This window comes from Lewinella sp. (assembly GCF_050633125.1).
Classification (GTDB): domain Bacteria; phylum Bacteroidota; class Bacteroidia; order Chitinophagales; family Saprospiraceae; genus Lewinella.
Window position 1 is genome coordinate 13,633 of sequence record NZ_JBOEFX010000117.1, and the last position, 22,746, is coordinate 36,378.

The 22,746-nt window shown below is 44.0% G+C and carries 19 protein-coding genes and 2 pseudogenes; 12 read left to right on the forward strand and 9 right to left on the reverse strand.

Annotation, left to right across the window (positions count from 1 at the left end; all coding sequences use genetic code 11):
- Positions 1–670: 670 nt before the first annotated feature.
- Positions 671–2,062, forward strand: coding sequence for a T9SS type A sorting domain-containing protein (locus tag ACRBG0_RS23145; RefSeq protein ID WP_431489219.1), 1,392 nt, complete (start codon positions 671–673; stop codon positions 2,060–2,062).
- Between the two features lie 24 nt (positions 2,063–2,086).
- Positions 2,087–2,542 carry a hypothetical protein gene (locus ACRBG0_RS23150; protein ID WP_431489220.1) on the forward strand — a complete coding sequence of 152 codons (456 nt, stop codon included), beginning with the start codon at positions 2,087–2,089 and terminating at the stop codon, positions 2,540–2,542.
- Positions 2,543–2,686: 144 nt separating this feature from the next.
- Here ACRBG0_RS23150 and ACRBG0_RS23155 read toward each other — a convergent pair whose 3' ends face one another.
- The gene (locus tag ACRBG0_RS23155) at positions 2,687–4,972 is read right to left on the reverse strand and encodes an ATP-dependent helicase (protein ID WP_431489221.1); all 2,286 of its coding nucleotides are present in this window, start codon (positions 4,970–4,972) and stop codon (positions 2,687–2,689) included.
- 266 nt (positions 4,973–5,238) lie between these two features.
- Here ACRBG0_RS23155 and ACRBG0_RS23160 point away from each other — a divergent pair, with 266 nt between their 5' ends.
- The 9 genes from ACRBG0_RS23160 to ACRBG0_RS23200 all read left to right on the forward strand — a co-directional run bounded on the left by ACRBG0_RS23160 (position 5,239) and on the right by ACRBG0_RS23200 (position 13,109).
- A complete protein-coding gene (locus tag ACRBG0_RS23160) occupies positions 5,239–5,796 on the forward strand; it encodes a YceI family protein (protein WP_431489222.1) in 558 nt (185 codons plus the stop codon).
- Complete coding sequence (locus tag ACRBG0_RS23165; protein WP_431489223.1) at positions 5,793–8,675, forward strand: ligand-binding sensor domain-containing protein; 2,883 nt, start codon at positions 5,793–5,795, stop codon at positions 8,673–8,675. The genes ACRBG0_RS23160 and ACRBG0_RS23165 overlap by 4 nt, the downstream gene beginning before the upstream one ends.
- Positions 8,672–9,418: a LytR/AlgR family response regulator transcription factor gene (locus ACRBG0_RS23170; protein ID WP_431489224.1), complete on the forward strand. Its 747-nt coding sequence runs from the start codon at positions 8,672–8,674 to the stop codon at positions 9,416–9,418. The genes ACRBG0_RS23165 and ACRBG0_RS23170 overlap by 4 nt, the downstream gene beginning before the upstream one ends.
- A 108-nt stretch (positions 9,419–9,526) precedes the next feature.
- A complete protein-coding gene (locus ACRBG0_RS23175; protein ID WP_431489225.1) occupies positions 9,527–10,276 on the forward strand; it encodes a c-type cytochrome domain-containing protein in 750 nt (249 codons plus the stop codon).
- 7 nt (positions 10,277–10,283) lie between these two features.
- Positions 10,284–10,649, forward strand: coding sequence for a hypothetical protein (locus ACRBG0_RS23180; protein WP_431489226.1), 366 nt, complete (start codon positions 10,284–10,286; stop codon positions 10,647–10,649).
- Positions 10,650–10,657: 8 nt separating this feature from the next.
- The gene (locus ACRBG0_RS23185) at positions 10,658–11,071 is read left to right on the forward strand and encodes an OB-fold protein (RefSeq protein ID WP_431489227.1); all 414 of its coding nucleotides are present in this window, start codon (positions 10,658–10,660) and stop codon (positions 11,069–11,071) included.
- A 46-nt stretch (positions 11,072–11,117) separates the two neighbouring features.
- Entirely contained in the window at positions 11,118–11,672 is a 555-nt protein-coding gene (locus ACRBG0_RS23190) for a YceI family protein (RefSeq protein WP_431489228.1), read from the forward strand.
- A 60-nt stretch (positions 11,673–11,732) separates the two neighbouring features.
- Positions 11,733–12,611, forward strand: a complete 879-nt coding sequence (locus ACRBG0_RS23195; RefSeq protein WP_431489229.1) for a DUF5777 family beta-barrel protein — start codon at positions 11,733–11,735, stop codon at positions 12,609–12,611.
- Positions 12,612–12,896: 285 nt separating this feature from the next.
- Positions 12,897–13,109: a GDCCVxC domain-containing (seleno)protein gene (locus tag ACRBG0_RS23200; RefSeq protein ID WP_431489246.1), complete on the forward strand. Its 213-nt coding sequence runs from the start codon at positions 12,897–12,899 to the stop codon at positions 13,107–13,109.
- A 54-nt stretch (positions 13,110–13,163) separates the two neighbouring features.
- Here the strand turns inward: ACRBG0_RS23200 and ACRBG0_RS23205 are convergent.
- The 8 genes and pseudogenes from ACRBG0_RS23205 to ACRBG0_RS23240 all read right to left on the reverse strand — a co-directional run.
- Positions 13,164–13,394 (reverse strand): annotated as a pseudogene (locus ACRBG0_RS23205) (hypothetical protein); the annotation flags it as partial.
- 2 nt (positions 13,395–13,396) lie between these two features.
- Positions 13,397–13,930, reverse strand: a pseudogene (locus tag ACRBG0_RS23210) (hypothetical protein); the annotation flags it as partial.
- A gap of 18 nt (positions 13,931–13,948) precedes the next feature.
- On the reverse strand, positions 13,949–15,208 hold the full coding sequence (locus ACRBG0_RS23215) for a sensor histidine kinase (RefSeq protein ID WP_431489230.1): 1,260 nt from the start codon (positions 15,206–15,208) through the stop codon (positions 13,949–13,951).
- Positions 15,205–15,882 (reverse strand): response regulator transcription factor, encoded by a 678-nt coding sequence (locus ACRBG0_RS23220; protein WP_431489231.1) that lies wholly within the window; start codon positions 15,880–15,882, stop codon positions 15,205–15,207. Before ACRBG0_RS23220 ends, ACRBG0_RS23215 begins: the two co-directional genes overlap by 4 nt.
- A gap of 12 nt (positions 15,883–15,894) precedes the next feature.
- A complete protein-coding gene (locus tag ACRBG0_RS23225; RefSeq protein ID WP_431489232.1) occupies positions 15,895–16,359 on the reverse strand; it encodes a PepSY-like domain-containing protein in 465 nt (154 codons plus the stop codon).
- 17 nt (positions 16,360–16,376) lie between these two features.
- On the reverse strand, positions 16,377–17,123 hold the full coding sequence (locus ACRBG0_RS23230) for a phosphatase PAP2 family protein (RefSeq protein ID WP_431489233.1): 747 nt from the start codon (positions 17,121–17,123) through the stop codon (positions 16,377–16,379).
- A gap of 131 nt (positions 17,124–17,254) precedes the next feature.
- A complete protein-coding gene (locus ACRBG0_RS23235) occupies positions 17,255–18,436 on the reverse strand; it encodes an acyloxyacyl hydrolase (RefSeq protein ID WP_431489234.1) in 1,182 nt (393 codons plus the stop codon).
- 55 nt (positions 18,437–18,491) lie between these two features.
- A complete protein-coding gene (locus ACRBG0_RS23240; RefSeq protein ID WP_431489235.1) occupies positions 18,492–19,961 on the reverse strand; it encodes an ArnT family glycosyltransferase in 1,470 nt (489 codons plus the stop codon).
- A 137-nt stretch (positions 19,962–20,098) separates the two neighbouring features.
- On the opposite strand from ACRBG0_RS23240, the gene ACRBG0_RS23245 reads away from it, so the two are divergent.
- A complete protein-coding gene (locus ACRBG0_RS23245) occupies positions 20,099–22,744 on the forward strand; it encodes an MGH1-like glycoside hydrolase domain-containing protein (protein ID WP_431489236.1) in 2,646 nt (881 codons plus the stop codon).
- Positions 22,745–22,746: the final 2 nt, after the last annotated feature.

The following is a 22,746-nucleotide window of genomic DNA, read 5'->3' on the forward strand; positions in this document are numbered from 1 at the left end:
TGATTGATTTTTTCCTTCTCTGACATTTTTTTAAGCACGCTAAGGTAATAGACAATTAGTAAAGTTTTATTGAGGTGTTTTTGTTTTTAAAATTATTTTAATAAAAGATTTGTGTTTTAATGTGTGGTGACTTACCTTTACGAGGTAAAAGGAATAGACCCATTCTTTTCTACTCATCGGTTCTACCCCTCACATGGTCAGTGAGGAATATCAGAGGTTTTAGTTTTACGCAATGCTGGCTCTACTCCGTTGAGAGTGGAGGTATAGAAGCGTGCCCCTGTTTGTAAAAGCAGGCGGTGTGTGGTGAACCGGATGGAATCTACTCCATAGAATGGGTGGGTTCCCGCCCTGGCGGGCGTGGGGCAAGGCGGACAAAATCAAGCAAAAGTACCCGAATCACGCCCCAATCATCAGTTAAAGCGCGAAGATCCCTATCATAACAAGCGTCTTGTTTTCTGCGCAATACTAAGGTTATAAAATGAGGGTAATGTTTAGGGGAGACAGCGAACAGCCATTGTCCTGCTCTCCCGATGAATCGGGATCCGCCGTGCTCCAAGCTCCGCTTTACACACCATTTTAGAGCCTTCTTCCTTGAATACATTGCTCACTAAGCGCTTATTTCGTAAATTACAGTAACTGAATTCCTTCCTCATCCAATTTTCTCTGAACAATGAAACAACTAGTACGTCTGTCACTTTTACCACTATGCTTTTTCTTTTTCTTTCTGAATATCAGCCAGGCCACCGCTTTTGATATTTGGGGCATAGAAATTCAAGCTCAGCAAACGGGACTTTTGTCCATTGATGCCTCGATTGTTGTATATATCAGGCGTACAGCCCCAGCGGATTCTTTCCGAGATTCGCTGGTCTTATCCTGGGGGGATGGAACAGCGCATTATGTGCAAATTTCAAATGATGCAGATAACAATGGCGATGGTATTCCCGATGGTACACCAGTAGACGAAAATTTTATCAAGTACATCTATTCTGGGACTCATACTTATGCTACGATGGATAGATACTTATTATCTATAGAGAACCCCAACCGAGGTGCCGGTATCCTAAATGTTAATTTTCCTAATTCAGTAAGTATTAACCTGTATACTGAATCTGAAATTACCTTGATCGAAGATTATGAAAATAACCACTTGCCTGTACTGTTAGAAACGCCCACCAACTATGCTTTTGAGGGGCAAGAGTACCTACACTTACCCAACGCTTTTGATATTGATGATGACAGTTTAGTCTACGAATTGGTAGTACCTAAACAGGGGCCAAACGACCCCGTACCCAACTATTTTGGTATTGGATCACTGGCAACGATTGATTCCGAAACTGGAACTTTCTATGCCTTGATTGATCAAGCAGGAACTTACACTTTTGCTATCCAGGTTTCCAGCTACCGAAACGGGGTTCTCATGGACAGGGTGGTGCGGGACATGAAGTTTTTCGTAGAAGATACAGACGGAGAAAATGATCGACCATCGTTTCAGCTGAATACGCCCCTCACGGTGATCCAGCAAGTAAGCGTTGGTGATACCGTTCGTTTTCAGGCGATTGCCCAAGACGATAACACCACCGTACCCGCCGTGCGTGTCACCAGCGGACTCTTCGATTATTATGCAGAACCAGCCTCTATCAATATCGACTTGGCCGTTGCAGATTTTGAATGGGTTGTCCGCGAAGAGCACATCCGTACCCAACCTTATCCCGTAGTTCTTCGAGCTAAAGATGACGGATACGTATTTGGTTATGCCAACTTCGCGCTGGTTCGCTACCGCGTAAGTGGCGGCCCAACTTCTGCCGACGACCTGACGGAAGCTCCTGCGCTCACCCTTTACCCCAACCCTACGAATGGTTGGATACGGCTAGATATTCCTCCCTCGCTGGCAACGAAAGTGATCAATTACCAGGTATTCACTTATGATGGGAAGCGGGTAATGTCGAGGGAATTCCAAGGAAGTAATGAGCAACTAGACGTGAGCGCCTTACCTACAGGCATATACCTATTGCGATATGAAATTGAAGGAATGCTGTATCAACAGCGGTTTGTCATTCAATAAAATCACTACCCAACTGACCATTATATGAGAATTGTCATTGTAATTTTAACTAGCCTTTTTCTACTAATCTGCATACGTTTATATATTGGTTCTAATACGCTAATCGCCGACTCAAATTTACCTCCCCAAATCGTTCAATTTGACATCGTGGGGGAAGAGGTTGATTTTCAAAATATTTTCGTGTGCAACTTAGCTACCAGAGAGCAAATAGAAGTTCATCGAAAGAAAAACATATATTCTTTTGAGACGGGGCAATTACCTGGAGGCGAAGAGATATTTTTTGGAAAAACAGTGAAGAGAATAGATCCTCTAGATCACAAAGTTGTGTCGATTGAATGGAGAGGAATTGGTAAAGGCTATCTTTCAATCAATGATTTTAATTCGCTCCCGTCTGAAATCAGAGAAGATCAAGGAATAGTACACCTTCTTGATAAGGCTGGTTTTATTGAAGCCCAAGCTACGTTTAGTACGAACATTTAGTGATGTAAGATGTAAAGTTTTGCCATCGGCATCCCGATGTGGCAGATGTCAAATTTTTCCAATCAACCTGCAACAATCAACCATCAACACCACGAAGTAGCCGCGAAGTGAAACCCCCAACCCCCCCAAACCAACAAACTGGTTTTATTCCAAAATCTGCAACTTAGCAAACTTCAACATGATCTTCTTCTCAGGGTTGGAAATGCCTTTGAAATGGATTTGGGCGATCCCGTTGTCGATGTGGACGACCTTGCCTTTACCAAACTTAAGGTGGAGGACGATCATACCTGCACGAATCTGATCGTTGGGGCTGGGTTTGAAATCTTTAGGATCAATGACCGGTTTGAGTGGGCCAGCTTGATTGCGTTTGAAATGCCCTGTCACTCTAGCAGCAGGTGGCCCCATAGGGGTACGGGCATCATTGCTCACACTGCTGAGGTTGGCGGTATTGGTGACATGATGAGCAGGTATTTCTGTTAGGAAACGGCTGGGCTCGTTATAGCTCATCTTACCAAAACGGTAGCGGGCATTGGCAAAACTCAAGGTCAGAAATTCTTCCGCCCGGGTTATGGCAACATAAAAGAGACGGCGCTCTTCATCCAGCCCCTCTGGTGTGTCCATACTCATGAAGCTGGGAAAAAGCTTTTCCTCCAGGCCAGACACAAAAACGGAACGAAACTCCAGGCCTTTGGCCGCATGAACCGACATCAGGGTCACATTATCCGCATTTTCGGGATCCTTATCGTCGGCATCCGTCAAGAGGGCAATGTTTTGTAAATAGCTGGCCAATCCTTTGTCCTGAGTATCTTCCGTCTCGCCCGCAGTTTTTTCCTCCGCGACGAAGGCCTGAATACCATTCAGCAAGGATTGATAATTTTCCTGACGGCTCATGCCCTCAATAGAGTTATCCTTTTTATAAAAGTCCTCTAGTTTTGACCGCTTGGATATCATCGTCGCTACCTCAAAGGCATCGGCTTTGTCTAACTTTTTGCGGGCACTCTCAATGATGTCAATAAATTCGTTGAGATTACTACGAGTGCGACCCGTAGCCGGAAACTGCTTGATGGCATCCCACAGGCTAATATTCTGGTGGTTGGCCAGGTCCATTATCTTTTGCACCGTCGTATTTCCAATGGCCCTTTTGGGGAAATTGATGATCCGGCGCAGTGCTTCTTCATCTTTAGGGTTGACAACAGCACGGAGATAACCGATGAGATCCTTTACTTCTTTACGTTGGTAGAACGACTGACCTCCAAAAACTCTGTATGCAATGTTGTAGCGTCGTAAATATTCTTCAAAAACTCGACTTTGTGAGTTGGTCCGATAAAGAATGGCTATTTCTTTATTGGTCAGATGGTTGCGCGTTTTTTGCTCCAGAATTGTGTCTACAATACGTTTTCCTTCTTCGTTATCGGTGGTGGCTTTTATGACTGTAATCTTTTGACCAGTTCCTTTGTCTGACCAGATTTTCTTCTGAATCTGCCGCTTATTATTGGTGATAACCTCGTTGGCGGCCTGTACAATATGCTCCGTAGAGCGGTAGTTCTGTTCTAATTTGAAGACCTGAATATTGTATTTCTGAAAGTCCTTTTCAAAATCCAGGATATTCTGGATCGTCGCACCACGGAAAGCGTAGATGGATTGTGCATCATCACCGACTACACTTATATTACGTGGGCTACCATCATACTGCACGAGCTTACGGACGATGGCATATTGAAGATGGTTGGTATCCTGAAACTCATCCACGAGCACGTAGCGAAACTTCTCGCGGTATTTTTTCAATATCTCTTCCTTACTTTGTAGTAGTTCATAAAGACGGTAAAGCAGATCGTCAAAATCCATGGCCCCTGCTTTCTTACAACGCGCAGTATAAGCGGCGTAGAGCTTATACATAGCAGGCATCCGCGACATGCGATCCTGGGTCATCAACTCTTCATTTTGCTGGTAAAGCTTAGGGGTGATGAGGTTACTTTTGGCGGAAGAAATACGTTGACGAACACTGTTTACATTATAAGTGTCGGTATTAAGGTTATTTTCCTTGATCAGCAGTTTGACCAGGCTTTTGCTATCATCAGAATCGTAGATCGTAAAGTTGCTGGGGTAGCCAATGTGCTCGGCTTCTACCCGCAGAATACGGGCAAATAAAGAGTGAAAAGTACCTGCCCACACCCGGCTGGCACGGTGACCTACCACTTTTTCTATACGTTCCTTCATCTCCCGTGCGGCCTTGTTGGTAAAGGTCAGCGCAAGAATTTCCCAAGGCGCAACGCCCTGCTCAATGAGGTAGGCGATGCGGTAGGTCAATACCCTGGTTTTACCAGAACCGGGCCCCGCCACAACGAGCACGGGCCCATCGGTGTTGATAACTGCCTGGCGCTGAACATCGTTTAACTGATCGAGATAAGAAGACGTAGGAGATGGAATCAAAACTGCTTTATTTTGACTGCAAGATACGGGATCAAGCGAAAAGAAAGAGGAGATCAACGAAAGAATTGACATCTTCTTAAATACGTTTCCAATTAAGGTCGATGGAAAAGTAATGAGCCGTCAATTTTTCTCGTTCAGCCAGAATAAGTCCTTATTCAGCCAACCTTTTCCTTTATCAATCAGTGAAATTTACTAATTTTCTGTCTTAAGGAACAGCACGAAAATAAAATGCGGTTTTATTTTCTGCGCAATACTAAGTTAATACTATGCGAATCTTATTTTTCCTGTTTCTGACAACTGTTTTTTTAGCGCCAGCACAAAGTCAGCGTGAAATCTGGCAAACACGTGAAGGGAAAGTGAGTTTTCTTTCTGATGCTCCTTTGGAAATGATCGCGGCAAGCTCCGAGGAATTACGAGGGGTGCTAGATATTGAAGAAAACACCTTTGCTTTTGCCGTAAACATCAGTTCGTTTGATGGTTTTAACAGCCCATTACAGCGGCAGCATTTTAACGAAAACTACCTGGAGAGCACTCTTTTTCCACAGACAAGTTTCAAAGGCCGCATCATTGAACAAGTGGATTTTGGCAAAGATGGGGAGTATGTCATCCGTGCCAAGGGGATTCTAAATGTACATGGTGTGGAGCGGGAACGGATTATCAAAAGTACATTGGTTGTAAAAGGAAACAGTATTAGTATTACAAGTAACTTTTCCGTTCGCCTAGATGAGCATAATATTACTATTCCCAGAATTGTCAATCAAAAAATTGCAGAGGTTATACAAGTAGAGGTTGCAGCAGTATTGATAAAAAAGAGCAACCCTTGAAGCAGCTAATTGGTATATGGAGTATTTTGTTATTGTCAGGTGTTATTTCGATAGCAAACGCGCAATACCTGTCTTATGATTGTCTTTCGGAGGAGAGTGATTTGATAGAGGGAAACTATAGCACATTATTACAATCTTTCGATGGTAGCTTATGGGTAGGAGCCAGTGCTGGATGCTGGGTTTATGACGGCGAGAACACGCTGCCTGTCGATCTCAAAGAGGTCATTAATACCTCAGATGTTAGTGCCATTTTTGAAGATAAAACGGGAAGAAAATGGATTGGTTTTAGCACTGGGCAAATTGCTCATGAAGATGAGTTTGGGCAGTTCTCTCCTTGGGAAATCGAGGAAGGGTGGCCTCAAGCCAAAATTACAGCAATACAGGAGGATAGTTTGGGACAATTGTGGATAGCTACCTATGGTGAAGGTGTTTATTGCTATAGCAAAGGAAGACTTTATCAATTTGGCAAAGAGGAAGGCCTGATAAGTGAAGATATTTATGACCTTGTTATTGATCGTGCTGGACTGGTTTGGGCGGCTAATGATGCAGGTGTTTGTTTACTTTCCTGGAAAGAAGGTAAGAAACAGGTACGTAGTTTTTCTACCGTAGATGGTTTGCCCGATAATATTGTTACCCATCTTTTCGCTGATCCTTACGCTGGTGTTTGGATAGGTACTTATGATGCAGGAATTGCTTACTGCCAATTGGAAAACAGCCAGATAAAGGTAGATTTGCCAGATTTTTGGCCGGGTGGTATCGTGAGTACGATGGCCAAGGTAGATCGGAATCAACTTTGGGTAGGTACCGAAGAGCAGGGACTATATGTTTTTTCGCTTGCTGATCAAAAGGTGGTTTACCAAAAAACTAATATTGAGCACCCACCTCAACGCATTGTTGAACTTCTCTTTGACCAAGAAGGCTTGTTGTGGATGCTTTCTCATGATCAGGGCCTTTGCAGGGTACAAGCCCGCTTGCTCAATTGGGATAACCTTCCCGTTGCTACCCAAGCCATTGCCATTGATGAGCAGAACCGCATCTGGGTAGGTAGCCAGCAAGGACTTTACTATCGGCCAGCTTCCGGAGGTGAGCTCGTCCCTTATAGATTGGCAGCAGATTTGAATATCATCAGCTTGTATGTCGATCATCAAAACCGATTATGGCTGGGAACCTTTGGCGAAGGCTTGTTTATATTGGATGCTGAAAAACTGGAGATACAAAAGATTGGAGCGACTCACGGTTTAGGCAATGGCAGTATCCTGTCAATCACTGGGGATGCTAATGGCATCTGGCTGGCTACCTTGGGGGGCGTCTATTATTCACCATCGCCTAGCGCCGGAGGATTACCTAGCTTTAACAGGCCTGAAGCAACCCAGTCGATTGGTACGGATTTCCTGTATTGTAATCATATCGATCATGCAGGCAATGTTTGGTTTGGTACCGATGGTCACGGGGTGAGTTATGTACAAAAAGACGGCAGTCTTAAGACTTTCAGGAAAAGTAAGGATGGCACTTCAATTAATGCTGTTTACGCTATTACGGAAGATGGTCGTGGACGAATTTGGATCAGTACCAATGATCAACAGCTCTACTATTTAGAAGAAGGAAGCTTCCAAAAACCCAAAAAACCGCTGACTTTTGGCCGAAACGAGGTGATTGGTATCGGGAGTGATCATTTTGGCAATATTCTTATTACGCACCAGCGAGGTTTGATGGTGTATGATGTAGCTACCGAAGAGACGATTGATTATCATCATTTTTACCAAGAGGCTAGTTTTTCTCCGGCATTAAATGCTGTAGCGACCGATATGGAAGGCAAAGTATGGCTTGGAGGAATAAGGCAGTTGCTTTGTTACACTCCTTTTTATGGTAAATATCGGCAGCAGCCGCGCTTGCGTCTTGAACAAATTTCTGTGTACTTGGACCCCTTGGATTTTGAACACAAATCGGTGTTGAAGTCGAATGAGAATAACCTTATTTTTCGCTTTCAGGGGGTCTGGCTCAGTGATCCTGAAGAGGTGCGTTTTAATTATCAATTGAAAGGTTTCGACCAGGATTGGATTGCTACTCGCGATCACCAGGCGGTATATTCTAATTTACCACCAGGACGGTATGAATTTGTTGTTACGGCTTCTCAAAATAATCAATTTTCTTCTACGGAACAGCAAGCAAGTTATGCCTTTAGGATTCGCCCTCCGCTCTATTTGCAGGGCTGGTTTATTGGAGCCTCTATTTTGTTGGCAATTTTGCTGGGAAGATATTTTTTGCAAAAAAGAGAAGGGCGATTGCAAAAAGAAGCGCTGTTGCTAAAGGATAAAGTGGAAAGCCAGTATGAAACCCTGAAAAGCCAAATTAACCCCCACTTTTTGTTCAACTCCTTTAATACGCTGGTAACACTCATTGAGGAAAACCCCAAAAGTGCAGTAACTTACGTAGAAAAGTTGGCTGATTTTTATCGCTCGATTTTACAATACAGGGAGCAAGATGCGGTGAATTTGAACGAAGAAATTCAAGTGGTAAAAGATTATCATTTTCTTCTCACCCAGCGGTATCAGGATCATTTGCAGCTGGATATTGCTGTACTGCCGCAGGGGAAGAGGGTGCCTCCTCTAGTGGTGCAAATGTTGATAGAGAATGCCGTTAAGCATAATGTCATAAGCAGGCATCATCCGCTTAAGATTTCTATATACACGGAAGCCGATTACTTGGTAGTAGAAAATGCTATTCAACCTAAACTCACCAAGCAGCCTTCGACAGGTTTCGGGTTACAGAATATTCGCAACCGTTATGCCCTGCTGAGTGCCTTGCCGGTTAAAGTAGAACAAGATGAGCAGTTTTTTCGGATAAGTATTCCCCTTGTTGTTGATAAATTGAGCCAATGAAAGTATTAATTATAGAAGATGAACCTGCGGCTGCTCGCCGACTAAAGAAATTGGTGATAGAGATTCTGCCAGATGCAGAATTATTACCAGTGCTGGAAAGTATTGCCGAAAGTGTTGCTTTTCTCGATCAGCACTCCCCACCTGATTTGTTGTTGCTAGATATCCATTTGGCAGATGGTGCTAGCTTTGAAATATTTCAGCACGTTACCGTGAAAACGCCTATTGTTTTCACCACCGCTTATGATCAATATGCGATAGATGCTTTTAAGGTAAATGCTATTGATTATCTACTGAAACCCATCAAAAGGGAAGCGCTGGCTAGAGCTATCGATAAATTTAAAGACCAGCAAGTGGTTCCATTAATAGACTATCAGAAACTGGCTCAACAATTGGAAGTTCGTAACGAAGCTCGCTTCTTAATTCGCCTGGGGCAGCAAATAAAGCTATTAGACGTAAAAGATATTGCCTACGCCTATACCGAAGATCGCATTACCTTTTTTATGACCAATAATGGTCGACGTTATCCCGTAGATTACTCACTGGAAAAGCTGGAAGAACTCCTTCCCGAAGATCGCTTTTTTCGGATCAACCGACAGTTTATAGTGGGCCTACCTGCTATTGAAGAAATGGTCACTTATTCGAAAGGACGGGTAAAGTTAATCCTCAAACCCGCTGCCGAACAGGACACCATCGTGAGTACAGAACGATCTCCTGTTTTTAAAAAGTGGCTGAATGCTTATTAAAGCTTGCACCTTTTCCCGCTCAAGCAGCAATTGTTCCCGTTCAGGAGAATGAATTTTCAAGAGCATTATTTCCCCCTTAATTTTGTTGCAAATAGCAATACTTAAGAGATGGCGAAAATTATTCAGACGGGTTTAGGAATGGTAATCCTACTAATGCTACTGATTCAGTTCAACGCCTGTAAGCACGACCCTTTCATCACAGAGGACGATATGATGCCCATCGATACGACGGATAATCCTATTGATACTACAGAGATGGGTATGCCCTGTGATCCGGATAAAGTGTATTTCGCATTAGAAATTCAGCCGATCCTTACCTCCAACTGTGCATTCAGTGATTGCCATGATGCTGCTTCTGCGCAAGATGGTGTAGTGCTTACGAGCTACGAGCGGGTCATGCAAACGGCTGATGTGCGGGCTTTTGATTTGGATGGCAGTGACCTTTATGAGGTCATTACCGATAGCGACCCCGATAAAAGAATGCCGCCGCCGCCGCGTGCTAGTCTTACCAGTGCCCAGATTAACTTAATTGCTACCTGGATTTTGCAAGGTGCTGAAAATCTGGAATGTGACCCCGATGCTGGCGTTTGTGATACCGATAATGTGAGTTACGCAACGATCATTGTACCCATTTTGCAAAATACCTGCTTGGGCTGCCATAGTGGTAGCACCCCATCCGGAGGAATCAATTTATCCACTCATGCTGGCGTGCAAACAGTTGCGCTTAATGGTCGACTGGTAGGAGCGGTGAGCCATGATTCGGCTTATTCGTCAATGCCACAAGGTGGGCAGAAACTTTCAGATTGTAAAATTGATCAGATTCGCGCCTGGGTAGATGCCGGTGCTCCTAATAACTAGAAGAAGAATGCTAAAGTCATCATTACTATTTCTGCTGAGCCTGACCTGGTTGGTAACTGCTTGTTACTACGATGTGGAGGAAGAATTGTACCCCACGCTAGAATGCCTGACAGACAATGTCAATTACAGTGAGGAAGTACTTTCTATAATTAGTACCAATTGCTATAGTTGCCATAACGCTGCTTCCAATTTTGGGAATGTCACCTTAGAAGGGTATGCTGCGCTTAAGGCACGAGTAGATAATGGACAACTTTTAAAGGTCATCCGCCACGAATCGGGGGTGTCTCCGATGCCTCAAAATCAACCTCAATTGGTTGCCTGCGATATTGCAAAGATTGAAGCCTGGGTCGCCGCTGGCGCTCCCAATAATTGAATTTCAACATGAAGAATATTCTGAAATACGGCCTGTTACTGGCCCTGATAGGTGGTGCCATTGGTGTTTATCTTTGGAATAAACCCCACGAAAATATGGACAAGGCCAAAGCCGATGTCCAAATCGCAGCAGGCGAATTATTTACGGCTTTCGCCGAAAATGAAACGCAGGCCAACGAAACTTACCTGGATAAAGTAATTGCAGTTACCGGTAAGGTGCGCGAAGTAAGCAAATCTCCCGAAGGACTCGTGAAAGTGACGCTTGACAGCGGCGACGAGATGTTCGGTGTTATCTGCCAGCTCGACGAACTCAGTGAACATCAGCGTACGGAGTTTCAGCTTGGAGAATCCGTAACACTTAAAGGAAAATGTACCGGAATGCTAATGGATGTCGTCTTGGTACGTTGTGTCGAAATAAAATAAATTTCCCCAAAACTGCCGTGTCGATACGGTAAAATTTATCAAACCAATGCAAAAGTTCTTTTTTTTATTAGCCACTATCCTCTTGCTTGGAGGTACTGTAAATGCTCAAAAGTATTTTACCCGCGAAGGTAAAGTAACTTTTATATCAGAAGCTCCGATTGAGAAAATTGAAGCAGTCAATCAATCGGCAACAGCCGTACTTGATACGGAAAGCAACCGGATAGAATTTGCTATTCTTATTAAAGCCTTTCAGTTTGAAAAAGCTTTAATGCAGGAGCATTTCAACGAGAATTATATGGAAAGTAGCACCTTTCCCAAGGCTACCTTCAAAGGACAAATCGACGCCGCTACCAAGGTGAATTGGGGTAAAGACGGTAGCTACCCTGTAACCGTCAGTGGGGATATGATGATTCATGGTATAACCCAAAAACTAACCGCCCCAGGTACTATTACCGTCAAAGAGGGCACCATCACTGCTCAGTCTACTTTCACAGTAGCAGTAGCAGACTATGGTATTGAAATTCCTTCAGTGGTAGCCGAAAATATCGCTAAGGAAGTAACGGTCGCTGTCGATGTACAACTTGCTCAATTGAACAAGTAATGTCGTACCAGGGGCTACCAGAATGATTGTTCTCGGTAGCCCCTATTTTAATTTTATATCATGAAGAACTGGATAATACTCCTTATTTTCTGCTGTACTGGATGGTCTGCCTACAGCCAGGATGATCTGCTGGATTTGCTGGGGGAGGAAGAAACAACCGACTACGCTACGGCGGCCTTTAAAACCAATCGGGTGATCAACCTCCATAGTTTGGAGAGTACCTCGGCAGGCGTACTTGATATCAAAATATCTCACCGCTTTGGGATGCTCAATCGCGGGGCTTATGACCTTTTTGGGCTGGACAATGCTACCATTCGTATCGGTGGTGATTATGGTATTACTAACCGCCTGACGGTGGGTTTTGGCCGCAGCAGCTACGAAAAAACCTTGGACGGATTTGTGAAGTACAAATTTCTCCGTCAGAGCGCTGGCAAAAGAGTTATGCCCATTACAGCGGCATTATTTGCGAGTACTGCGGTACAAGGCTTGCGTTGGGCCAATCCCGATCGGGAGAATTATTTCTCCTCTCGCCTTACTTATACTTACCAGCTGATTTTTGGTCGTAAATTCAGTGATAACTTTAGTCTCCAGTTTTCGCCTACCGTAGTGCATCGCAATCTCGTCAAATTTAGCATAGAAGCCAACGACGTATATGCTGCCGCAGTGGCTACTCGTATCAAACTGACCAAGCGAATAGCAATCAATGCCGAATATGTCTATTTATTACCGGATCAGCTCGTTCCCGGCTACCGGAATAGCCTCAGTATTGGCTTCGATATCGAAACCGGCGGTCACGTCTTTCAACTCCATTTTACGAATAGTACCTCCATGATTGAAAAAGGCTTCGTTACAGAAACCAGCGGCGATTGGCTAGACGGAGGAATTCATTTTGGCTTTAATGTGAGTAGGGTGTTTACGGTGCGTAAGGCGCGGCATTAGGGTACGTTGAAGTAAATAATGATAAAAAATGCGTAATTTGCAGGTCGTTAAAATCCTCGTAAGAAATTCGCTAAAGTGCAAGCTAAAACTTCGGTACTCGGTGGCGTAATTGCTTTTGTCTTGGCAATCAGTTGTTGTTGGCTGCCAGCGCTGGCTATCGGTTTAGGAGGAGCGAGCGGGTTAATAGCCTTGTCTACCGGCTTGGAGCAAATCAGTGGTCCATTACTGGTTGCTGGGAGTGGATTGTTGCTCTATGGAGGTTACCAATTTTATCAAAAAAGGAGAATGAATACAGTCCTTTTAATATCAACGATTACTTGCCCGGAATGTGGCCAAGAGAAGGAAGAGATTATGCCCACTGATGCCTGTCAGTTTTTCTATCAGTGCACGGTTTGTCAGGTAGTACTGAAGCCAAAACCTGGCGATTGTTGCGTTTTTTGCTCTTACGGGACAGTAGATTGCCCACCTATTCAACAAGGCGAAAAGTGTTGTGAATGAGTACTCAGTATTCGAGCTAAAACAAATTGGCTCACCTTATTTTTATATGCTCACTTAAGTGATGTTTCTTACGTTGGTATTTTTCTCTTTTTGTGAAGAATACCACACAATCATAGTCAGCAAAACCGCCGTCACCAGCGTTGCAGGAATAGTTCCCAAATCAAGACCTCCTTTCGCAATGGGCTTGGTGAGTAAGTCACCGAAGGTAGCACCAAAAGGCCGCGTAAAAATGAAGGCAATCCAAAAAAGCAATACTTGATTTAAACGAGTGGTGTAGTGTAATAGNNGTGTAATAGGATAACGATGCCGATAATAGCCGCCGTCACCGCAGCGCCATTGAGGTAGCTAAGTCCCATGTTATCACTAAGGAAATCACCAAAAGCGGTACCCAGACTGTTGGAAAAGAGAATCGCTATCCAGTAGTAAACTTCTACACGGTAGGTGGTGATAGGATATACGCGTATTCCTTTTTCCTGTTGGTACCATAAATACAGTGTAAACAGAAGGCCGGAAAAGAGGATCAATGACCCTAGAAGGTAGCCCAGCCCAAGGGTGCGATCCATAAAGTCGGAAATTTCAGTACCCAGCGTAGTGGTTCCTACAATCACCAGCCAGTACAAAGGCGCATGAAATTTCTGGGCCTTTAGCTGAGCCATTAATACCCCCACAAAGAATACCAAGGTGATGATGAGGCTGATCGTATAACCAATATTTAAAGTCATTGACAGTAGATCACCCAGTGTTTCGCCCAGTGTAGTAGCGAGAATTTTCATTACCCAGAAGAGTAGCGTGATACTGGCTACTTTATTGATGTTTTCCATGACAATGTAGTTGTTTGATTAAAAAGTGATGACTACTTGATGTAGCTCGCGCTCAAAGCGGTACTCGATTTTCCATTGATAAATCTCACATATCTCTTTCACGATAGCGAGGCCCAGCCCTAGTGATTTGCCGCTGGCTTCTCCTTTGTGGAAACGCTCAAATAGTTGTTCGGGAGAGACAGTCGGAGGTTTACCAGTGTTTTCAATAATGAGCTTTTGCTGATCAAGGGTAATATTGATCTTGCCTTCGGGCAGATTGTGTTTGATGGCGTTGCTCAGCAGGTTGCCCAAGAGCATGTCCATCAAGTCGGGGTTCGTTCGGATTGGTTTTTCGCCTATTTGGAGGTTCACCGCAAGGCTATTTTCATCAAGTAGCGGAGCAAAAACGTGTACCTTTTGCTGAACCAGATCGTGTAGTGGCAGGCTTTTTAGTTCTACAAACTGACGGTTTTCGATCTTTGTCAGCAGCAGTAACGATTTATTGAGCCTTGATAAACGCTGACTTGCATTTTGGATCTCTTGCAGGTGGGCGGCCTGCTGTTCATCTAAATTAGGGTTTTGGAACAAGAGCTCTGTCTGGGATAAAATAATAGCCAGCGGCGTCTGTATCTCGTGAGCCGCATTTTCACTGAACTGCTTAAGGATGTGGTAATCTTTGACCAACTGACCTGTCATTTTTTCAAGAACCTCGGCCAGCGTTTTGAATTCATCAATCTCGGTAGATAGCCCCTTGACGGCGAATTTGTCATTGATATCAAAACTGGATATCTGAGTAACAAGATGATGGAAAGGGCGCCAGATTCGTTGGGAAAGGTAGCGGTTAAAAAGGTTGAAAAACAGCAAGAACAATAGCAAAAAGCCAATGGTCAATAACAGCAAGGCGGTCACCATGTCTTCTCGCTCGAATTTGGTGTGACTGAGTTCAATCCGGTAATCTTGCCCATGGATGTTTTCCGAAAAGATGTATTGCCGGAAAGGCTCCAACTCTGTTTCTTCCTCTTCCCGTACCAGTAGTAAGGTATCCTTAAAATAATCTTCCTGAAGGGGGGCATCCATCTTTTGCAAACTGATGCGCTCATCCATGATTTCCAGGTAATCAGGTAGAGGATCACGTTGTAATAGCTCTTTCTTGAGCACCTTGCGCGTATGGATCAAGGATTCATCCAACTGATGTGTAAAAACAGTGTTTAGCCCCCAAGAAATAACCAGAACACCTGCCAATAAGGTAGCAAGAGAAAAAATAAGAAAATAGTAACTCGTGCGATGTAGTAGCTTCAATGCACTGAAAATTTATACCCCACACCGTACACCGCTTGCAGGTAATCTGCCGCACCAGCGTCAATGAGCTTACGCCGTAGGTTTTTTACGTGGGAGTAGATAAAATTAAAACTGTCGAGCATATCTGCCTGATCACCGACCAATTGCTCGGCGATGCTTTCCTTGGAAAGTACCCGGTTTTTGTTGGCAATAAAGTAAATTAAGAGTTCATATTCACTACGGGTGAGGGACAGCTTTTTATTGCTGATCCAAACATTTTTTTCATCAGGCAGGATTTTTATTTCCTGAAACAGTATCTCTTTTTGCCCATGGAACTCCCTGCGTCGAACCAAAGCGATGATGCGGGCATTCAATTCTGATAAATGGAAAGGTTTCGTCAGGTAGTCATCGGCACCAAGGTATAGCCCTTTGAGTTTGTCGTCGAGCGCATTTTTAGCAGAAATGATGATGATTCCGGCGGTGCTTTGCTGCGCTTTTAAGGCCTTGACAATATCTAGTCCATTGCCGCCAGGTAAGGTGATGTCTACTAGGATACAGTCATAGCTGTATACCCCAATTTTTATTTGCGCTTCGGCAAAAGTAGCTGCAGTATCACAGCTGTTTCCCTCGGTCTGAAGGTATTGCTGGATACTGTTGGCCAATATGTTTTCATCTTCAATGATGAGAATCTTCATAAGGTCTATTAACTAGTCATCATCATTATCACCGTCGTGATCTTCGTCTTCAACAGTCTTTTTTATTAACTCACCGCTTGCTGAAAAAACAGCCTCCATTTCTTGGTCTCCTTCAAGTTTTACTTCATAGGAAACAGAGGAATCAGGTAAGTCCAACTTTTCGGCTTCGTCTATTTTAGCATCGGGAAAATTAGTGGCGATACTTGCCAGTACAGCTTCCGGCAAGTCGCTGGTATTTATTGCTGTTTCACTTTCCAGCCATCTGCCGGTTTGCGTAAAGTTGGCAGACATTTCTTGGCCACCTAGTTTGAACTCGGCTTCATAGTCGCCATTTTCCATTTCCCATTCAATGGACTGGGCAGAGGGATATTTTTGCAGGAAAGCAGCGGTTACTTCCTGAGGCACTTCAAGCGACTTTTTGGTACAAGCAAACGACAGCAGTGCGATGCACGCCAACATTAAGGTAATGGACTTCATTTTTGTCGTGTTTTTAGTTAAAAGCGATAATTCAGGTATACACCTCCCATGCTGGGAGCGATGGATAAACTTTTTCCTTTGGGTTTCTTTTTATGGAGGGTAGGTATTAGGTACCCCACGGCACCGCCTACCAGGTAACCGACCAGCACATCGCTAGGGTAGTGCCTACCAGCTCTGATCCGTAAGTAACCGGTTAGGGCTGGCAAGGCAGCAGCCATCCCCCATACATAGGGTTTTAGTTTGCTATCTGGATAGTAATCCGCAAAGACACGGGCCGTGAAAAAGCTCGCGGTAGCTGCACCACTGGTGTGCCCGGAAAAAAAAGAAGACCGGTCATTACTATTGAGAACCGTCGTACTGGGAAAACTCTCTTCAAAGATATACGGCCGAGGCCGTAAGGCTGTCATTTTGACCAAATCCGTAATCCCCTGGTTAATCAACATTGTCTCGAAATATAAGAGGGCAATGGTACTGATATCTCGGCGACTCTTTTTACCCACTAAAAAGAGTGCGGGTAAGCTTAGCGTACTGAATAGCGTTTGGTTACTGAAATTCCGGGCTTTCTGGGAATAATTACCCAGACCCATTTGGTCAAATCCAGATAAATTCGGCTGTTTGACTTCACTAGCGGTTATAGAAGGTAATCGCTGCTGTAGCATAGAAGCACCAACTGTTCCTACCAAGCCACTACCCGTATAAAGCATCTCCCGCTTCAGGGAAAGGTAGTACGGCCCGTCCTGGTCTTGTGCAAATAAGCTTGTCATTTGCAAACAAATACAAATTGATAAAACGTAAAATTTTCTGTAACCCATGGTAGCAAAATCTGTGTAAGTAAGTATCTATGATTGATAATTTACTATAAATATCGGAATTGATTCTGTAGGAACTTTGGAGACTAACTTCCAAACCTGTAACCAATGTTCCATTCTACAAAGTCGGAAACATGAAACTGGTAGGTTCGCAAAGTAATGCCCGCAAAAATATTGGGCATGAAGTGATACTTGATGCCAATTCGTTGGTGAAAAGTAGGCGTCTGGTTCAATGTTTTTTTTCTGGCAATATAGAAGGAGGGTTGAAGAATTAAAGCAAATTTATTGACAACCAGTTCATATGAAAGAAATGAGCTAAATTGTAGTTTGTCAATTATTGGCCCTGGAATGGCCTCCAACTCATCTTCATCAACAGCAGCTTGAGCATCTGTTGATCCATCATAGGAAAGCGCTGCGCCTAAACCAATTTTTGATTTATAGGTGATATGACGATTAAAAGTAGTAGTCACTCCTAAAACTGGAAAGAAAACACCTTCATATCTCGCAACGACCTCAATTGGAGCATCTTCGAATACGACGTTTTTGGATCCGGCAAACACACCTACAAGCCATTCGTTGCCAGGAGTATGCTTGGTTTCAATACGATGTTCAAAAGGTGGTGTAGGAGCTAATTTATAGGCTAAGTTTAGCCTTGGAGCAACGGTATTGATACCATAGTTTGGTTGTTTAAGACCTCCGTTGGAAAAGTGGGTAAGCGAAAACCCGGCTCCAAGTTCTAAATACTTACCAATCGGATAGGAAATATTCATTCCCAAGTCAACCAAAAACGATCGGCCTGCGCCTAAAGCGATATTGAATTGATTAGAAACCGGATCAAATGGTTTCCAGTTGAAAGTAGCGCCAAACCCTATATTGTAGTTCAAAGAAAGTTTTTCCCATCGGTAAAAAGGCGCTTGGAAAACCCCATAAAGGGCAATTGGAAGTCCGATCTGCTCTTTCTCATAAAAATCAGCTAAGTAGATGCCTAAGCCCCATTTAGGATACAGAAACCGCTGCTCCCACTCCGATTCACCTGTGGTTTGCTTTGAAAAGCTTAAAGAAAATGCCTGGAAATTAGAAATGGGTTCATGTTCCGTATTAATGCCTCGCACGAAGTCATTGGTAGCGAACACATGCCCTCGTTGATACATACCACTAATTTCCAGAGAGTTGCTGCTCTTTCGACTTAAAGTGTCTTCCTCAATAGGTTGGGCAACTAAAAAGAAGGGGGAAATCAGAAGGAAGAAGCTGAGTAGTTGTTTTATCACGCTAAATTTAGGTTTTTGCAAACCTATCAACGGATTCTGTAGAAACTTTGGAGGGTTAGCTTCCTAAATAATTTCGACATTCAAAAACCCAAAACTTGCGCTGAATTTCGCCATTGTCAGCCTCAATTAGAATGGGCGCTAACTGAATGACCGTATCAAAATGTTCTATAAGTAATGGAGGGATGAAATCCAATGAATCTGGCGATTTCATCCGCTTGTCGGAATCCAAGTAAAAGGCATCCTGGCCTTTGAGGAAATTCAGCTGCGGGTTGATTACCTCAAACTGAAATCCTGGCTCTCCGATGACGTTTCCGGCGTAGACCGGCTTGTCAAGATAAAAATTCAATACCGCTGTCGTTTTATATCCGTCATTGGAAAAGAAAAAATGATCGGGGTGTCCTGCTTGTAATGTTTCTACTTCTGTTACCAACTCTTCCCACCCATACCAGGTATCGTCGGATTTCAAAATGATGGGATAGTTGATGACCTGGTAGAGGGCAACAAAGTGCAAGACCAACGCAAATCCGAGCTGGTAATTTAAAATGCGGTTACCCAGGTAGTGGCCCGCTAAAATGATGGCCGCGATGTAGCCCGGCATCATCCAGTTGAGTTTTACCCAGTAGAAAAAAGAAACGGCAAAGAAAAAGCCCAGCAGTGGGAGGGAGAAAGCCAATAAGAAAAGCTGTTTACCATCGGGCAAACGCCATTTTCCAATGATTTCTCGGCCCACCTTTGTAAGCGTGATCAATAACCCAATAAAAAGAGGAGGGAGCAGAATCAAAATCTGTGTACCCAGGTTACCAAAAAGATATTTGGGCCGAAAAGACAGCTTCATAATCGTGGTCGCTCGATCAGAGGACTGAAACAGCAGCGAGACCCATTCGTTTTGGGCATTCCACAGCAGTACCGGCGTACAACCCACCACGAAAGACAATAATAGCCAAAGCATTGACCTGGACAATAATAAGTGGCGGTATTTGGACGAGAGTATCAGGAAGAAAAAGACGCCAAAGAGGAGGAATAAAGCGGTGTATTTACTGTCAAAAGAAAGCCCGATCAAGAGGCCGGTGAGCGCCCAATAAGCTTCTTTTTGTTGAAAAACAGCTTTACAAAATACCAGCAACGTCAATGTCCAAAAAAGCATCAAAGGTACGTCAGGCGTCGTATTGATGGACAGAATGGTCACAAATAAGGTGCTCCCAAAAAAGAAGGTAGCTTTTAGAGCCTGCTCTTTTTCGAGGAAGAATTTGCTGAGGTGAAAAAAGCTTAGCAACGTACCTAAAGTCACGATAAAATCAGTGAGCTTGATGGCGACAACGCTTTTGCCAAAGAGCAAAGAAAAGAAGTGTAGCATGTAAGCGACCATCGGAGGGTGGTCGAAATACGACAAGGCTAAATGCTCGGAATAATAGTAATAATAGGCATCCTGGGGCATCAAACCCATGGTTTGCGTGAGCAGCAAACGGATTAAATACAAGCCAATAAAGGCAATGAGTATTCCTTTGTTTTTTAGTGCTAGTTCCATACTGTCCCTTGAAAATTGAGTACAAAGAGACAAAGAAAAATTGGAGAAACCTTGTAGAAGTGGTTTTCTCTTGTATTTCAAAGGAAAAAATGGAGGTGCAGAGAAAATTGGTACCTTTATTTTTCGAATAAATAACCATGAACACAGCAGAACACAAACGCCTGGAAGAAAACTATTCAGGCACTAAAGATTGGCTAAAATGGGGCCCTTACCTGAGTGAACGCCAGTGGGGGACTGTACGTGAAGATTACAGTCCAGGGGGTGATGCCTGGAATTATTTTCCTCATGAACACGCCCGCAGTAGAGCTTACCGCTGGGGCGAGGATGGCCTAGCGGGATTCTCTGATCGGTATTGTAATATCTGCTTCAGTATCGCACTCTGGAACGGCAAAGACGATATACTAAAAGAACGCTTGTACGGCCTGACTGGCCCGCAGGGTAACCACGGAGAAGATGTGAAAGAGTTGTATTACTACCTGGATAGTACTCCTTCGCACGCGTACCAAAAGCAACTGTACAAATACCCACAGCAAAAATTCCCCTACGAGCAACTCCTCGCTGAAAGTTCAAAACGGGGGTTAAAGGACCCTGAATACGAACTACTGGATACAGGCATTTTTGCCAACAACGAATACTTTGATGTCTTTACCGAATACGCGAAAGCTGACAACGAAGATATTCTGATCAAAATTACGGTAAGCAATCGCGCAGATCAGTCTGCTCAGTTAGAGTTGTTACCCACCTTGGTGATGCGTAATCACTGGAGTTTTAGAGGCATGACGGAGAAGCCTGTCATCAAAAAACAAAGCGATAACGGACATCCATTTGTCAGTATTGACCATGAGTATATGGGGCAGTATTACCTCTATTTCGAGTCGGCACAGCACTTGCTTTTTACCGAGAATGAAACCAATACTGAGGTAGTTTCTAAAATACCTAACGATCATCCCTACAAGAAAGACCTTTTCCACGAAGCAGTGGTCTGTCAAGATTTTTCGTTGGCAACCAGTAAAGAAGAAGGAACGAAATTTGCGCCTCATTACGTCTTTGAGCTCACTGCAGGCGAAACAAAAACAACCTGCTTGCGGCTCTCGAATAAAACGCATCATGAACCATTTGGTGCCGAATTTGCAGAAGCTTTCACTCAACGACAGAAGGAAAGCGAACAGTTCTATCAACAGCTGACCGAAGGGCTGGATGCTGAAAAAGCAGTCATTCAGCGGCAAGCTTTCGCTGGCTTACTGTGGACAAAACAGTATTACAATTACGATGTAGAGCGCTGGCTGGAAGGTGATAATAAAATAGCTAAACCTCCTGTTGAACGTTTGAATGGGCGCAATAAGAATTGGAAAACCTTGCGCATACACGATGTTCTCTCCATGCCCGATGCCTGGGAATATCCTTGGTTTGCAGCCTGGGATTCGGCTTTTCACTGCCTCACTTTCGCGATGGTCGATCCTGAATTTGCCAAGCAGCAGTTACTACTTTTTACTAAAGAGTGGTACATGGCCCCCAACGGGCAGATACCGGCTTACGAGTGGTCGTTTAGTGATGTAAATCCGCCGGTACAAGCTTGGGCAGCTATTAATATCTACCAACTTGAACAAAAACAAACGGGCAAAGGCGATGTGAAGTTCCTCAAGCGAATGTTCAATAAACTAGCCCTCAACTTTACTTGGTGGGTCAACAGATTGGATAGTAGCGAGAACAACGTTTTCGAAGGCGGTTTTCTGGGGCTGGATAACATCGGGGTATTTGATCGAAGCAACGACATCCCCGGCGGCGGTATTCTGGAGCAGGTGGATGGTACAGCGTGGATGGCAATGTATTGCCTGAATATGCTGGAAATGAGCCTCGAAATAGCCTTGTACGATGACACCTACGAAGATATGGCCACCAAGTATTTTGGCCACTTTGTTTTTATCGCGGAAGCACTGAATAAAATAAGTGAGGAATCTCCTGGCACCTGGGACGAGCACGAAGGTTTTTTCTACGATAAACTCATTTTACCTACAGGCGAGTCTGTGCCCATCAAAGTTCGCTCGATTGCGGGCTTGTTGTCGCTGGCGGCAGTACTGACCATCAAGCGGGAAACGCTCAAAGCATTGCCTCGCTTCCAGCAGAGTGTGCTTTGGTTCCAGAGTCACCGCATAGAAAACCTCAAGTATCCAGTGGTTCAACGTTACGCCGAAGGCGATGATTTACTACTCTCTCTCGTACCCAAAAAGCGGATGGAAATCTTGATGGCTGCCCTTTTGGACGAAAAAGAATTTCTCAGCCCTTATGGAATCCGCTCCTTGTCGAAAATACACAAAAAGCCTTATTACCTCAATATTCAGGGCGTAGATTACTCCATTGACTATGAACCCGCCGAAGCCAGTGTTCACCTTTTTGGCGGCAACTCTAATTGGCGCGGCCCGGTATGGTTTCCCATGAATTACCTCTTTATCCAGGCCATCCAAGAATACTATCAGTATTGCGGAGATGAGCTACAATTTGCCTATCCAACGGGTAGCGATCAGTTGATGACATTAGATCAAATAAGTAAAGCGCTGAGCCAGCGGTTGATCGATATATTTCTACCCGATGAAAATTGTAACCGCCCTGTCAATGGTCTTCATCTGAAAACCTACAGCGATGAATATTTCCGTGATTTGATCCTTTTCTATGAATATTTTCACGGTGAAAACGGGAGAGGTGCGGGAGCTTCACACCAAACAGGGTGGACAGCTCTAGTCGCGAATTTAATTGCAGAAACTAAGGACAGCACAAAAAGGGACTAACT

Excerpts from the sequence above, each read along its gene's own strand:
- ACRBG0_RS23145 (WP_431489219.1), top strand. The coding sequence starts at position 671 with ATGAAACAACTAGTACGTCTGTCACTTTTACCACTATGCTTTTTCTTT.
- ACRBG0_RS23150 (WP_431489220.1), top strand. The coding sequence starts at position 2,087 with ATGAGAATTGTCATTGTAATTTTAACTAGCCTTTTTCTACTAATCTGC.
- ACRBG0_RS23160 (WP_431489222.1), top strand. The coding sequence starts at position 5,239 with ATGCGAATCTTATTTTTCCTGTTTCTGACAACTGTTTTTTTAGCGCCA.
- ACRBG0_RS23170 (WP_431489224.1), top strand. The coding sequence starts at position 8,672 with ATGAAAGTATTAATTATAGAAGATGAACCTGCGGCTGCTCGCCGACTA.
- ACRBG0_RS23175 (WP_431489225.1), top strand. The coding sequence starts at position 9,527 with ATGGCGAAAATTATTCAGACGGGTTTAGGAATGGTAATCCTACTAATG.
- ACRBG0_RS23180 (WP_431489226.1), top strand. The coding sequence starts at position 10,284 with ATGCTAAAGTCATCATTACTATTTCTGCTGAGCCTGACCTGGTTGGTA.
- ACRBG0_RS23185 (WP_431489227.1), top strand. The coding sequence starts at position 10,658 with ATGAAGAATATTCTGAAATACGGCCTGTTACTGGCCCTGATAGGTGGT.
- ACRBG0_RS23190 (WP_431489228.1), top strand. The coding sequence starts at position 11,118 with ATGCAAAAGTTCTTTTTTTTATTAGCCACTATCCTCTTGCTTGGAGGT.
- ACRBG0_RS23195 (WP_431489229.1), top strand. The coding sequence starts at position 11,733 with ATGAAGAACTGGATAATACTCCTTATTTTCTGCTGTACTGGATGGTCT.
- ACRBG0_RS23200 (WP_431489246.1), top strand. The coding sequence starts at position 12,897 with ATGAATACAGTCCTTTTAATATCAACGATTACTTGCCCGGAATGTGGC.
- ACRBG0_RS23220 (WP_431489231.1), bottom strand. The coding sequence starts at position 15,882 with ATGAAGATTCTCATCATTGAAGATGAAAACATATTGGCCAACAGTATC.
- ACRBG0_RS23225 (WP_431489232.1), bottom strand. The coding sequence starts at position 16,359 with ATGAAGTCCATTACCTTAATGTTGGCGTGCATCGCACTGCTGTCGTTT.
- ACRBG0_RS23230 (WP_431489233.1), bottom strand. The coding sequence starts at position 17,123 with ATGACAAGCTTATTTGCACAAGACCAGGACGGGCCGTACTACCTTTCC.
- ACRBG0_RS23240 (WP_431489235.1), bottom strand. The coding sequence starts at position 19,961 with ATGGAACTAGCACTAAAAAACAAAGGAATACTCATTGCCTTTATTGGC.
- ACRBG0_RS23245 (WP_431489236.1), top strand. The coding sequence starts at position 20,099 with ATGAACACAGCAGAACACAAACGCCTGGAAGAAAACTATTCAGGCACT.